Origin of the sequence: Ekhidna sp. (assembly GCF_039940915.1) — a bacterium.
GTDB lineage: Bacteria > Bacteroidota > Bacteroidia > Cytophagales > Cyclobacteriaceae > Ekhidna.
In genome coordinates this window covers 912824-925741 of sequence record NZ_JBDVFO010000003.1, presented here as the reverse complement: position 1 = coordinate 925741, position 12918 = coordinate 912824, and the positions used below count along the sequence as shown (strand labels likewise).

Genomic DNA, 12918 nt, shown 5'->3' with positions numbered 1-12918 from the left:
GCGGACGCTTGCGCTAGTTGGGGCTGGATTGATTTTAGTAGCTCTTTTTGGCGAAACGTCACTCCGATTCGTTTTTGGAGCGCCAAAAATGAAAGCCCCCCAGCTTGAGCGTTCCCCTAAAACTAAAAATCCACCAACGCAATCGGGCGCTGGCACTAGTTGGGGCAAAGAAGTAAGAATGGACCCACAGCTTATTTTCACAAGCATAGGGCCCACACTCTACTATGATACCTTGACCTATTAAAGCCACTTTTTGCCTTGCATCTGGTCACTCAAGTATTGCATATCCTCAGCTGAACCGATCGTAGCACGCGCCCAACTTGGCTTGCTCGGCCAGCCACCAGCCAGAAGAATTTTATTCTTCCACATCAGGCTTTTGTACTCTTTGAATTTTTGAACATCGTAAAAGACAAAGTTTGCATCGCTCTTTATGTATGGGATACCCAGGTCATCAAGGGATTGATAAAATGCTGATTTGCCTTGTTCATTAAATGCTCTTGACTTGTCAATGAAGTCGTCATCTTCGAGCGACGCAATTGCTGCTGCTACGCTTAGAGAGTTGGGCATGTTTCCGGGAAACCCCAAGGTATATTTGGCTTCCAGCTCTTGCATGAGCTTGGACGGGCCTAACATATATCCAATTCTTAGACCTGCCATGCCATATATTTTAGAGAATGTTCTAGCTATCAAGACATTCTTTCCTTCCTTTATCAATGGTGCCATGGTGTGTTTTCTCCATGCGTTGAGGTAATGAATGTAGGCTTCATCTACCAGGACATGCGCTCTATCAGCTAGTGCACTGCAAAAGGCACGTAGACTATCAGGTTCACAGCTTGTCCCTGTGGGATTGTTCGGATTGCATATAGTCACTAATCTTGTTTTGGAGGTTACAGCAGCTTCCATTGCCGGCAAATCCATCTTGAATTGTGCGTCCACCTCTACCTGCCTGACCTGGGCTCCAATTTTTCGGCCAAAATTCCCAACCACATCAAAGCTGGGACTCGGAACGATAATCTCTCCGCCATTTTCTGAGAAGTACGAAGATATCATTATGAGTGGCTCGAAAGAGCCGTGTCCTAAAAGGACATTTTCGGGTTTTAATCCTTCTTTTTCGGCAATCAATTCTTTGAGGGTCATGAAATCATATCGATGGAAAGTCGCATATCTGCTTGCTCTATGCAGCATCTCTGGAATGATCTCTTTGACCTTCTCACTGGGTCCCAGCGGATTTTCGTTGAAAAGAAGCCTTCTCACATTTTCATCACCTTCAATAGCGGATAATGCATCGGGTGTCGTTTTTCCGAAAACATCAAGCCCACTAAGTAATCCAAAGCTTGCCCCTGAAGCAAGTGCCGACATCTTCAGCCACTCCCGTCGTTTTATAGTTATACTCATAGCGTTTTTTGAGGTAAAGAAGGCGCTTACCTTGCTATGAAACCTATGAATTCATGAATGCTGAAATGATTTAGGCCAATCAATCAAGATTTTTGCGAAACGCTGAAGGGGTAACGCCTGTGATTCCCTTAAACACATGATTAAAAGTGCCCAGGTTGCTGAACCCTGAGTCGAAAGCAATGGAAATGATTTTCTTTTTAGGATCTTCCTTAATCAACTTTTTGGCTTCCTCAATCCGCAGTTCATTGACAAATTGTGAGAAATTACAATTCCCATATTTATTGATGATGAGTGAAACATCACGTTCCAGCAGATCCATCCTATTGGCCAGAGTTGCCAGTGAAAGATCGGGCTCTTTGTAGAGGTGCTCCGAAAACAACAGCTTCTGCAGATTTGAGAAATGAGCTTGCCCTTGCTTGTCCGATATTCTTGAATTGAGGTACCTGGAGGTAGAGCCCTTGAATAGCTTGTAGTGATTCAGCGCTACGAACAGGAGAATGAATATCAAAATGGAGAAGGAAACAGAGCCCAACGCATATAACGGAAGGAACTTCAAGAATATTAAAGCATAGACCAACCACATGACTGATAGCCCGGTGGTAAGGGCTGTAGCCCATGTCAAATCTTTACTACCAGAGTTTCTCCGGCTCTTGGCTAAACAAACAGCTGATAGGCCGGCGTATATGAAAGATTGCATCAAAATCAAGGAATAACTGATCATCCAAAAATCACTACCTCCTCCATTGGGCAAAACGGGAGAGAAAGTAAAGTAGAACGCCACCGGGATGAAATGAAGTGCATCCAGCCGATGCAGCTTTTTCTTCCCAAGCAGCATGCTGACGTATAGAAACAGTAAGGGGCCAACAGCAAGATTTGCTGCCAGACCTAAATTCTTGATGAAAAGTGGCAGATCTATGTGGGTGTAAAAGATCGATTTAGTGATTCGAAGGGACAGAGCTATGAGCAACCATGCGAGCAAGCGATTCTCGAGTTTATTGTTCTTAATTAAGAAAAAACCAAAGAACGAGCTGATGCCCAATCCCACACTGCTCAATATTGACGTAATCAAGATTCCTTCCATGCATTAAATATAGAGAAGCGAATGGATTTGGAGTGTTTTGAGCTGCATACATCAAAAGACAATTGCATTTGCAAAGTGCTCTCCGGAAGCCTATCGGCTTGAGTGTCCCCAAAAAAATCACCACATACATTGGTAAAAGATGAAATTAAAAAATGTTTTGAAGTCCCCATAAATTGGTTCCATGAATTATCACTGACGGAATAATGGATCGATATCTCTGATTAAGATAACCCCATAAAAGCCCAATAGGTAATATTCCAATCGCACTAATCGTAGCTCCAATGTAATCACCCGATTGGCTCCCAAAGCTCGGAATATGGGTAAGAGCCCACACCAGTGATACTACAAACCATCCGATACTCTTTGAGGTTAATGCTGACAGCCTACTTTGAAATAAGTGACGAGTCAACTCCTCCGGGATAGAAGCGGTTAGTAATCCTAAAGTCAAGAAGGCCATAACCCCTTGATGTTGCAGAACATCCTGAAACTTCAGTCCCTCTGGAAAGGTCAGGTAGGTCGATCCTCCAATCAAGATGATTATTGGTGCGGCTACATACCAATGCTTTAATCTAAATCCCAAGTTTGCTAAGGAGTATCTTTTAATTCCGAGGAAATAAATCAAGAAGAATATGGGATATCCAAATAGTAAGCGAAGAATCATAAGTCCAATCCTACCTCCTTTTGAAATTGCACCTGGGTCTACAAAAACAAACCAATAGATAAGAAGAAGAAGCATGACGATTTCGCAGCTGATAATTACAATGAGTTCAATTTTCTGCTGACGTATGTTCCAATCAGGGAGTATTAATTTTCCTGAGTAGAAAATAAACTCTGAAAGCAAAAAGCAACAGATAATAACTGATAAGTATGTAAGTACCTTTGGAAGAGAATCCTGCGCTACACCTAAGCCGATGACGCTTATTCCAAGGAAGACCGCAAGCAAACATGCTAACCTATGTCTTTCCAACAATTTAATAATGTGTTCCCAATACATGTGATATAAACCTTTGATTTAAATTTTAGTAAAAATCTTATCTATGCATTAGAAATGGGTTCTAATTATTAAATCCGAACTAATTTCATTTCTGTATGATCGACTACTACTGGCTTAAAAGCTTTACGGAGATAATTCAATTATTTATTTCTGTTTTGTTCCTAATCTACTTGTTTACAAAGTATGAGCATCACACACTCACACTAAAGATGCTCACGCTATTTTTATTATTGAAATTCCTTGAAGATTTCTATGGCGTTATTAATTATACATTCTGGATTGAAAATATACTCACGAGAGATGTTCTAAATATATATCGCATGCTTATGGGCTCTTTGGAAACCGGAATGATCGCTAGTTTGTGGCTACTGTCGGATGCGCTAAACGATCAAGACCGATCATTCAAGTCACGTGATTTTCTTTACTATCTCCCGTCAATTGTATTAGCTCCTTTCAACGTTATTCTAGCCACATATTTCAATCAAAGTTTGATTGAGGTATTTATGGTCGTAAGAGTGGTATTCATTTTTGTGTTAGCGATTTTACTTCTAAAGAAAGGAATCATTCACATGTTTAAACCCTTTTTAATCGCATTGTTGATTTGGAATATTTTATGGCTTTCTGAGGTCTTTTTATTCGAATTTTTAGAATTAATCTCTGAAGTCACGTCTTGGAAAATCTTCATTCTTGCGGAGACCTCCATCACAATTGGAATGACTTATTTTCTTGTTAAAGTTATTGCGAAACCTAAGTTATTAAAGAACGAACCCTTAAGTAATCATCTATCAAGTAGTTTCAAGGAACTTATAGAAAATAGACTTGATCACGCCATACGTATAGACAAGTTCTATAAAGATCCCGAATTAACGCTAGCTAAATTGGCTAATCATCTAGAACTACAACCTCATGATCTAACTATCTACTTAAATAAAGGATTAAGACAGAACTTCAACCAGTTCATTATCAACTTGCGAATTGATGAATCAATTCTTTTGCTTAGGGATGAAACATATAAGCACTTATCCATCGAACAGGTAATGCTTGAGACAGGCTTTAGTTCCAAGTCAGTATTTAACACTTCTTTCAAAGATAAAACGGGACAAACTCCTTCTGCTTTCAGGAAGCAAGTGATATCTAAATAGGTGCCACTCCCTGCAATGAATCTTTCTGAGCACTCCAAGATTCAACAGTTACCATTAACTTCCGTCTGTCTCAGTGCGAATTGTCCTGTATGAATATTATTCCCTATCTCATTTTTACTGGTTGTCTTTGTTCCGCGATTTTCTCGCTCGTTCTACTTTCATCCAAGAGCAATCAATTCGCAAATAGATTCCTTGCTTCAATCATACTTGCCATTGGGATCAACCTGATAACTGCATGGATTCTCTCTCGATCCTATTTCAACGAATACCCCATCCTTCATCTACTCCCATATGGTATCGGTTACGGTCTTGGTCCTCTCATCTATCTCTATATAAGATCCTTGACATCTAATGCGAAATTGAATTATTGGCACCTATTGTGGTTCGCTGGTGATTATACGCACAGTATCTATCATTGGTACTATGGCCGGTCATTCCCCAATCACTTACTACATGAGGTCGTTGATAAATTTGGAGCACTCTCCATAATTGTTATCATCTACTATCTATTGATTTCAAGAAAAACAATTTTGACTTATCAGAGTGAGCTTAGAGAAAAACTTTCAAACATTGAGCAGCAGACATTAAACTGGCTAAATCAATTCTTTACCATTTTCTTGATCTTAATTCCCATAGCGCTGGTATTCTGGATATTGGTACTCACAAGCGATCACAATGTGAATAATCAATTAATGACGCCAGTAATCTACGTGATCATCATTTTTTGGCTTGGCATTGGAGGAATCCGCCAACCGGAAATTGCTATTAGAGGCCTGAGCCCAAGCGATCCTGGAGAGGATGGTTCCCAGTTTCAATCACACCTAGACATTCTGATAAGGAGCATGGAGCACGACAAACTATATCTGCTAACCGACCTGAATGTACGCTACCTGGAAGACCAGCTAAATCTTACCGCCAAGCAGATATCTGAGGCACTGAACAAAGGTTTAGGCAAAAACTTCTACTCTTTCATTAATGAATACCGCGTAAACGAATTCAAATCAAGAGTTTCTGAAAATCTTCATTTGACATTTGCGGGCTTAGCCAAAGAATGTGGCTTCAATTCAAAGACAACATTTCAGCGCGTTTTCAAAGAAATAACCGGCATGCGTCCTTCTGAGTACCTCAGCTCAAGGTAACTTGGTTCCACTCCCTGCGGTGGGTCGTTTGCGACCGTAATTTCCCATCCATACTGTGGTTTTTATCCGTCTTTTGAATCAAAAAAAAGGAACGATGAAACGAATTTTTCTAATAACACTTGCCAGCTTATTTATTTCGCATTTTGGAAATAGTCAAAACTATGCTGACTCAACTTTTACTCAACAGATACACGCAGCGCGAGAACTAATTCTTAAACTGAAAGAAGATCAGAAAATACCAGGAATTTCTATTGCCGTTGGAAAGGCCGGACAGACCATTTGGAAGGAAGGGATTGGATTCGCTGATATCAAAAATGAAACAGCGGTCACCACTTCAACCAAATTCAGAATTGCAAGTATATCCAAGACTTTGACCGCATTGGCAATCGGAAAGCTTTATGACGAAGGGGAGTTAGAGTGGTCCGATCCCGTCAACAAGCATTTATCAATCGGAGAAGCAACAAATAGTTCCTATACCATCCGCCAACTTGCCGGTCACCAGTCAGGGATTAGACACTACAAGGGTTTTGAGTTCTATTCGAACAAACAATACAACAGTGTAGAAGAAAGCTTAGATCCTTTCAGAGACGACAAACTTTTGTTCGAACCTGGAGCTGAATATAAATACACTACCTATGGTTATACGGTTCTGGGTAGGTTAATTGAAGTCCTTTCTGGACAATCATATGCAGCGTATATGTCAACCGAAGTGTTAAAGGTGTTAGGAATGAAAAATACCGTTTTAGCCGACGGTGGATTTGATGAATCGGGAGTAGCCACATTCTACAGCAAGGGTGGGAAACGGGAAACTCGCGAAGTAAACCTGAGTGTAAAGTGGCCAGGTGGAGGATTCTTGTCTACTCCCTCAGACCTTGTATCGATGGTTAACCGGGCAGGTAAGATCATTTCTTTTTCTACGCTGCAAGATTTGATCACACCACAAAAGCTTCCGGATGGTTCCACTACAGGCTACGGCATGGGATTTCGCATTTCTCAGGTTCAATCTACCGGTCAGCTTATCGTACATCATGGAGGTAGGATTGTTGGAGCCAGGTCATTTTTACTGGCATTGCCCGATCAGCAAATAGTGATCGCAATATGCACCAACACAGAGGCAGACTATGGTGTGAATGAAGTTTATGAGATAGCGAAATTGTTTCAAAACTAACGCTCATTTATTCACCTATACTTTACTAGTTACCAAAAAAGATTAAACAAGAAACCCACCAACGGTGAAGAAGGTATGCTCGGGCCGCAAGGCCTTTCTTTTCCATTGCCCGAAACGTCGGACAGTAAAAAATGAGGAGCCCAGCGGCTTGAGCGCCCATCCCCTACCGCAAGCAGGATCACCAACGGTGAAGAAGCTGGGTTTTGTAGCGGGCCGCCTTGATGGTAAAGCATTCGTCTAACTTACTACATAGGTCCAAGGAGACTTCTTTTTACATAGATTAATCATCCCTCAGAACTTTAACCGGGCTTACTCGCGCAGACTGAAGCACTTTAGCTCCGGTCGTGAGAATGAAAATGAGTAGTACCGAAAACAAGGTCACTAAATAAACCCACCATTTGATATCAACCGAATAGGCAAAATTTAAGAGCCATTCTTCAAGAACCATGTAAGACAATGGGATGCATATTAGGGTACATATGAACATCATGATCAGAAATTTCTTACTCAATACGAATATAATATTGCTTACCGAGGCACCAATTACACGTCGCACTCCTACTTCCTTAAGCCTTGTTTTCATTTCAAATACCACTGAAATAAACAGTCCGAGATAGGTGAGAAAAATTGCTATTATCGTAAATATTAAAAAGGCAGATGAAAATTGCCTGTCTGCTGAATAGAGTAAGTCAAATTTTTTATCCAAGAATTGATATTCAAATGGGTAATTAGGCAACACCTCTTGCCATTGATCTGAGATTTTTAAAAGTGACTCGGATACATCGTTACTTGTTTTTATTCTAATGAGTACTTTTTGAAAGGCGGGTGGAAAAATCATCAAAGCCAAGGGCTCAATGGGTGTATGAAGCGACGCAAAATTAAAGTCTTCCATCACTCCTATTACTTCTCCTTCCATTTGGTCGATGATCGACATTTTCATCTTTTTCCCAATCGCATCTTCCTCCCACTCCAACATCTTTGCGCAGGCTTCATTTATGATATACGTTGCGGAATCCCTGACGTAATCATCAGAAAAAACTCTCCCCATCCTCATTTCGATACCAAGCGTATTTATGAAATTTGGGCTCACAAAAATGGTTCTCACCCCGACTCTATCTTCCAGGATTCCTTCAAATTTGTATGCAATGTTTGCCATGCTGCTATAATCTCCTGGCACAGTCTGAGAGAAACTCACCAAATCAACTTCTGGCAGTTGCTCCAATTTTGACTTCAATGTCTTCTGGTGTTTTTCAAGGCCCTCTGCAGTCCTGCCATTTACTGCAATAACCTGACTTCCGTCAAAACCCAGATTCTTATTGCTCAACAGGTCTAATTGTTGATAAATAATAATTGTGCCCACAATTAGCGATGATGAAATAATGAGCTGCAACATCAAGAGTATGTTTCTTAATTTGCCTCCTCTTAAAATGAAATTACCATTCAGTGCATCTACTGGTCGCAATTCCGAAGAAAGAAGTGCCGGGTAAATTCCTGCAAGGAGACCTACAACCACAGCGGCGATCAATCCTTCTAATAAATGGCTTGTAGCAAACGATGACCAGTTAAAACTTCTAGAAAGTAAGGATGCATACGGAGCATGCAATGCATAAGAAAATAGGCAGGCAAGTAAAAAGGCTGCAAGGCAATAAGCAATTGATTCACTAAGAGACTTCCAAAATAATTGTGACTTTTCATCTCCTAGCGTTTTCCGCACTCCTAATTCTTTCACTCTGCCAGCAGCTTGAATTACGTTTAAATTGATAAAATTAAAGACCGAGATAATGAGGATAATTAAACCAACTGAGGCTATGATATACAAGTAACTGATATTCCCATTGCTTTGAAATTCATATTCAAGGTTTGATTGGAGGTGAATGTCTTCTAATGCCTGAAATTTGGTATCGAATTTTTGATTTTTGTATTTAACTTCAAATTCCGATTTTAAGAATGAATTAATTTTTTCCTCAAAGTCTGCAATATTGACCTCCTCGTTTACCACAAAATATGAGTAAACCCATCTGAAATCCGGCACATCGCCCATGGGCAATATAAAATTGAAATTTAGGTGAGATTGATCAGGAAGATCTTCTAGTACTCCTGTCACCTTGTATGACTGGCTATTATCCAGGACGAGTGTCTTACCAAGGGCATCTTCATTGCCAAAGTATTTCCTTGCTTTCGAAGCTGTAATCAAAATGGTGTTGGGCTCATTCAATGCACTCCGTGAATCTCCACTTTTTAGCTTGAAACTAAACACATCAAAAAATGATGAGTCAGCATTTATGAATCCGTCTTCATAAAACTTAACACCTCCATTAGCCACTAGAGGATTGAACCTGATTCGTTTGTCTATACGTGTAAAAGTCAATACTTCCGGGAACCGGTCTTTTAGTGCCTCGGCCCATAAAGGTGGTATTATAGCTGGCCGAGCATCGACACCCCAAGAATCGGTGAGGCGGTAGGTGGTTTTACTTTTACTATGAAATTGATCATAGCGCAGCTCATGATGGATGAAGAGGTAAATAAAAATAACGGATAAAAAACCCACACTTAAACCAAAAGTATTGATGAGGTTTTGAAGCCAATATTTTTTAGCTCTTCTAAGAGTGACCTTGAAGTAATCAGGAATCATTTACTTTAATTAAATACTTTGTACAATCGTTTCTTAGATATCAGTGATACTTGAGGGCGGTGTTAAAATCTCCTAAAAGAGAACATAACTCATAACCACCCCAATTAATACTACGCGGCTTTAAGCGATCTAAAAAGATTCTTATGCCAGATTAGCAGGGAATTATGCGGAAATAATAAGTAATGATGTAAGCAGCATCATTAGCTTCTGCGTGAAGTCATGCCGATTGTTCAGCTTAATAATAAGCATCTTCAACTTGCATAGTGATGCAGTGATAGTTTTGCATAATTCAAATGGACATTGACACACAGGTGCCTAGAGATGGCATAAATAAAATTTCTTGATACCAGCAAAATCGTACGCTAATGCATACAAATCAACTATCAAATCAATGGAATCTAAGTCTTTAAAGATCTTGGCTTTTTTAGCTTTTTTAGGAAGTGCTTTTGTAACCTCTGGTCAAGATAATACACTTGAAGAAGGGTTAATACGTGGAGAAAAACTATACAATGGAAAGTGTGCCGGTTGCCACAAAATAGATGGCTCTGGCTATATCAAGGATCGCCTAGTTCCCCCTCTTGCTAAATCGGACTACTTGAAAAGTAAAGAGAATAGTATCAAAGCAGTCAGTTTCGGACTCACAGGTAAGATCACTGTGAACGGTCTTGAATATGATAAAAGTATGCCAAAAATAGATTGGACAAATCAAGAGATTGCGGATGTCCTCAACTATATCCGAAATAACTGGGGAAATAATCATGACATTATACAACCCGAGGAGGTTGAGCTAGTTAGAAAAAAAGAGGGGTAGAATTCTGATCATGTAAATCCTATCTATCCCTTGCTGCATCCATGGCGTAAATGTCCGCTTACGTCTATTCAATAGTATTAATTTCTACTGAGCTCCTAAAACCAAAAAAATCACTAACGATGAAGAAGGTGGGTTTTGTTCTTAACAACAAGTCACGCCACCTCACAGCCCTAGTTGGAAGACTTGCGGTAGCTGTGGATAACCTAAATTAGGCCATAGCTGAATTTTTCCTTACCCAACAAATCAATTATCATATCTTTTTGAGTCTTGTCTCCAATGAGTTTGAATGTGAAACTCTTCGAGTTCGTTTTAATAAATTTAAAAAGTAACATTGGCTCTCCTCGGTCTGGAAGTGAGGAAATCTTGAAGATCTTGATTTCTTCAAATTGAATCTTCTTATCATTCCATACAATTTCTGTATCATAAAAGGTTACTTGAGCCTTTCTGATATGAGTAAAGACTCCTAAAAATACAACTACCATAAATAAAAAAACCAAAAATGAAATCACTCTGAGATATATTGGCAGGTCGTAAATAATAGAATTTTGGCTATACTCAACAAATCTTCCTCCTCCAATAGATGACGCAAATAAAATTGGAACGCTTATAAACGAGACAATCATCAACATATATTCAAGAATCCCCTTTCTTTTAATATATGTTACGTTGACTTCATTATTCATTGGTTTTTAGTTAATGGCTTAACTCTATCAAATTTGAAAACAAATCTATCAAAGACCACCACAATTTAACCCCACCCTCCTAAAACCAAAAAATCACCAACGATAAGAAGGTGGTTTTTTAAGTGTTCAAGAATCTTACTTCAGTTTATGTTTATCGAATTGATAATATGCCAACCAATCTTTGAATTTTTCTTCCGTTCCTGATTCTACAATCCATCCACATTCAAAATCAGTTAGTAATAGTCCCAACAAGTCAAAACCAATATTATTTATATTGAGACTGTCTTCACCACATTCCTCATCAAACTCATAATATTCTTCTTCTAATTTAAGTTTTGATATAACTCCCTTTTTGAAGCTCGCTGTATTTGTAGGATGCAGTTGTTGATTAAGAAAATAAATGGATTCAATTTCATTGATGATCTCTTCATGAGATATTGAATCACGATCAAGCCATTTTAGAAATCCGTTTATCAATTTCAGATAAAATAGTTCGTCAATTTCTGATCTAACAATTAGGCCTTTACTCACACGATTGCCATTGATAGACATAAAGCCATACTTCACATTATCTGCTGTGTATAAGTAAACTTCAAAATCTGAATCAAATTCAACCCATGAGACCTTTGTTACCTCACCATCTCTTAAGTACAACTTATAATCATCACCTTTGGATGAAGCTTCACAATTAACAAAATCATAATCACCAGCATAAAGTGTACTGTCATACGAATACGATTCGAGGCTTATCATTTTTAGCGCATTCTTTACATGCTCACTTATAAGCCTAGTATCTTGAGCACTCAAACTAAGTGCTGCAATAAGAAGGAAAGTTGAAAAAGTCTTTTCCATCACCACAATTTAACCCCACCCCTTAAAATCAAAAAACCATCAACGATGAAGAAGGTATGTTCGAGCCACAGGGCTTTTACTTTTTTCATTGATAAAAAAGTAAACAAAAAATCTAGGCTGGAATCTCTTCGCTGAAAAAAGAAGCTGCGCTTGCACACAAAACCAAACCCCCCATCGTACCTCAGGGTCAAACAGTGGTTTTGTAAGATGATCTGAGAATACTTCATTTTCCTACGCTCATAGCTTCTATGCCCCCACTATCGATGCATAGCATCGAACATGTCAAAATCACAGGGTTGGGAAAGAGCGATGGATGGGATTTAATTTACTCATACCCAAAAGCATGCAGCACAACCCCATCTGGGCGTAGGTTGTAGCTACGCCTTACTCTATCATGTCAATCTCTAATTGACCTTTCAATTCACAATAATTTCTAGCACTGCTATAAAGATAATCCTCAGCATTCTCTACCCAACCTGCTCTTACTGGATTTGAGTGAATGTATTCCAATTTGCTATCTATCATATCATTGCTTGTCAACTCAACGGCATGATTCTCATGCGTCCAGAACTGTTTATCATTAACCCTTCCATTGTACTTCGCATGATAGCGAAACACCATCTCTATCCATTCCTTTCTGCTTTCCTGGTTGTTGTTTTCAACTTCTTCCATTATTCGATTCGATGTGAATCGCTTAAAATCTCGAACTGTATCAGATAAATATCCTGAATCACTTTGTACTATCATGTGTACATGATTTGTCATTATGACATAGGCATAGATCTTAAGTGCTTTATTCTTTTTGCAGAAATCTAAACTCTCAACAACTATATCTCGATATACTTTCCGACTGAATATATCCACCCATCCTACAACCTGGCATGTCAAGAAATACAATCCTTCCTGATCTTTGATTTGATAACTGTCACCCATTCTTCTTTTGCTATGAAAGCAAACAGAATAAAAAAGGCGTAGCAAATGCTAACGCCTAGGGTCTGTTTTTTGTAAACAACTCCTCTTT

At 39.2% G+C, this 12918-nt stretch carries 11 protein-coding genes; 4 read left to right on the top strand and 7 right to left on the bottom strand.

All coding sequences use genetic code 11. The features are described from left to right. Positions 1-240: 240 nt before the first annotated feature. The 3 genes from ABJF57_RS19020 to ABJF57_RS19010 all read right to left on the bottom strand — a co-directional run bounded on the left by ABJF57_RS19020 (position 241) and on the right by ABJF57_RS19010 (position 3470). A complete protein-coding gene (locus ABJF57_RS19020) occupies positions 241-1395 on the bottom strand; it encodes a pyridoxal phosphate-dependent aminotransferase (protein WP_462232949.1) in 1155 nt (384 codons plus the stop codon). 79 nt (positions 1396-1474) lie between these two features. Beyond that, the gene (locus ABJF57_RS19015; protein ID WP_462232947.1) at positions 1475-2476 is read right to left on the bottom strand and encodes a helix-turn-helix domain-containing protein; all 1002 of its coding nucleotides are present in this window, start codon (positions 2474-2476) and stop codon (positions 1475-1477) included. 145 nt (positions 2477-2621) lie between these two features. After that, positions 2622-3470 carry a CPBP family intramembrane glutamic endopeptidase gene (locus ABJF57_RS19010; RefSeq protein WP_462232945.1) on the bottom strand — a complete coding sequence of 283 codons (849 nt, stop codon included), beginning with the start codon at positions 3468-3470 and terminating at the stop codon, positions 2622-2624. Between the two features lie 95 nt (positions 3471-3565). Between ABJF57_RS19010 and ABJF57_RS19005 the strand changes: the two genes are divergently transcribed. The 3 genes from ABJF57_RS19005 (at position 3566) to ABJF57_RS18995 (ending at position 6919) form a co-directional block, all read left to right on the top strand. After that, a complete protein-coding gene (locus tag ABJF57_RS19005; protein WP_462232943.1) occupies positions 3566-4612 on the top strand; it encodes a helix-turn-helix domain-containing protein in 1047 nt (348 codons plus the stop codon). An 89-nt stretch (positions 4613-4701) separates the two neighbouring features. Then, on the top strand, positions 4702-5751 hold the full coding sequence (locus tag ABJF57_RS19000; RefSeq protein ID WP_462232941.1) for an AraC family transcriptional regulator: 1050 nt from the start codon (positions 4702-4704) through the stop codon (positions 5749-5751). Between the two features lie 94 nt (positions 5752-5845). Then, positions 5846-6919 (top strand): serine hydrolase domain-containing protein, encoded by a 1074-nt coding sequence (locus tag ABJF57_RS18995; RefSeq protein WP_462232939.1) that lies wholly within the window; start codon positions 5846-5848, stop codon positions 6917-6919. A 280-nt stretch (positions 6920-7199) separates the two neighbouring features. Here the strand turns inward: ABJF57_RS18995 and ABJF57_RS18990 are convergent, their stop codons facing one another. After that, on the bottom strand, positions 7200-9551 hold the full coding sequence (locus tag ABJF57_RS18990) for an ABC transporter permease (protein WP_462232937.1): 2352 nt from the start codon (positions 9549-9551) through the stop codon (positions 7200-7202). Between the two features lie 391 nt (positions 9552-9942). Between ABJF57_RS18990 and ABJF57_RS18985 the strand changes: the two genes are divergently transcribed. Then, complete coding sequence (locus tag ABJF57_RS18985; protein WP_462232935.1) at positions 9943-10362, top strand: c-type cytochrome; 420 nt, start codon at positions 9943-9945, stop codon at positions 10360-10362. Between the two features lie 203 nt (positions 10363-10565). Here ABJF57_RS18985 and ABJF57_RS18980 read toward each other — a convergent pair whose 3' ends face one another. The 3 genes from ABJF57_RS18980 to ABJF57_RS18970 all read right to left on the bottom strand — a co-directional run bounded on the left by ABJF57_RS18980 (position 10566) and on the right by ABJF57_RS18970 (position 12830). Then, a complete protein-coding gene (locus tag ABJF57_RS18980) occupies positions 10566-11045 on the bottom strand; it encodes a hypothetical protein (protein WP_462232933.1) in 480 nt (159 codons plus the stop codon). A 135-nt stretch (positions 11046-11180) separates the two neighbouring features. Beyond that, positions 11181-11897: a hypothetical protein gene (locus ABJF57_RS18975; protein WP_462232931.1), complete on the bottom strand. Its 717-nt coding sequence runs from the start codon at positions 11895-11897 to the stop codon at positions 11181-11183. 384 nt (positions 11898-12281) lie between these two features. Beyond that, positions 12282-12830 carry an REP-associated tyrosine transposase gene (locus ABJF57_RS18970; RefSeq protein ID WP_462232929.1) on the bottom strand — a complete coding sequence of 183 codons (549 nt, stop codon included), beginning with the start codon at positions 12828-12830 and terminating at the stop codon, positions 12282-12284. Positions 12831-12918 lie beyond the last annotated feature (88 nt).

Bases quoted from the DNA above. Each gene is read 5' to 3' on its own strand.
- ABJF57_RS19020 (WP_462232949.1), bottom strand. From the start codon at position 1,395: ATGAGTATAACTATAAAACGACGGGAGTGGCTGAAGATGTCGGCACTT.
- ABJF57_RS19015 (WP_462232947.1), bottom strand. From the start codon at position 2,476: ATGGAAGGAATCTTGATTACGTCAATATTGAGCAGTGTGGGATTGGGC.
- ABJF57_RS19010 (WP_462232945.1), bottom strand. From the start codon at position 3,470: ATGTATTGGGAACACATTATTAAATTGTTGGAAAGACATAGGTTAGCA.
- ABJF57_RS19005 (WP_462232943.1), top strand. From the start codon at position 3,566: ATGATCGACTACTACTGGCTTAAAAGCTTTACGGAGATAATTCAATTA.
- ABJF57_RS19000 (WP_462232941.1), top strand. From the start codon at position 4,702: ATGAATATTATTCCCTATCTCATTTTTACTGGTTGTCTTTGTTCCGCG.
- ABJF57_RS18995 (WP_462232939.1), top strand. From the start codon at position 5,846: ATGAAACGAATTTTTCTAATAACACTTGCCAGCTTATTTATTTCGCAT.
- ABJF57_RS18990 (WP_462232937.1), bottom strand. From the start codon at position 9,551: ATGATTCCTGATTACTTCAAGGTCACTCTTAGAAGAGCTAAAAAATAT.
- ABJF57_RS18985 (WP_462232935.1), top strand. From the start codon at position 9,943: ATGGAATCTAAGTCTTTAAAGATCTTGGCTTTTTTAGCTTTTTTAGGA.
- ABJF57_RS18980 (WP_462232933.1), bottom strand. From the start codon at position 11,045: ATGAATAATGAAGTCAACGTAACATATATTAAAAGAAAGGGGATTCTT.
- ABJF57_RS18975 (WP_462232931.1), bottom strand. From the start codon at position 11,897: ATGGAAAAGACTTTTTCAACTTTCCTTCTTATTGCAGCACTTAGTTTG.
- ABJF57_RS18970 (WP_462232929.1), bottom strand. From the start codon at position 12,830: ATGGGTGACAGTTATCAAATCAAAGATCAGGAAGGATTGTATTTCTTG.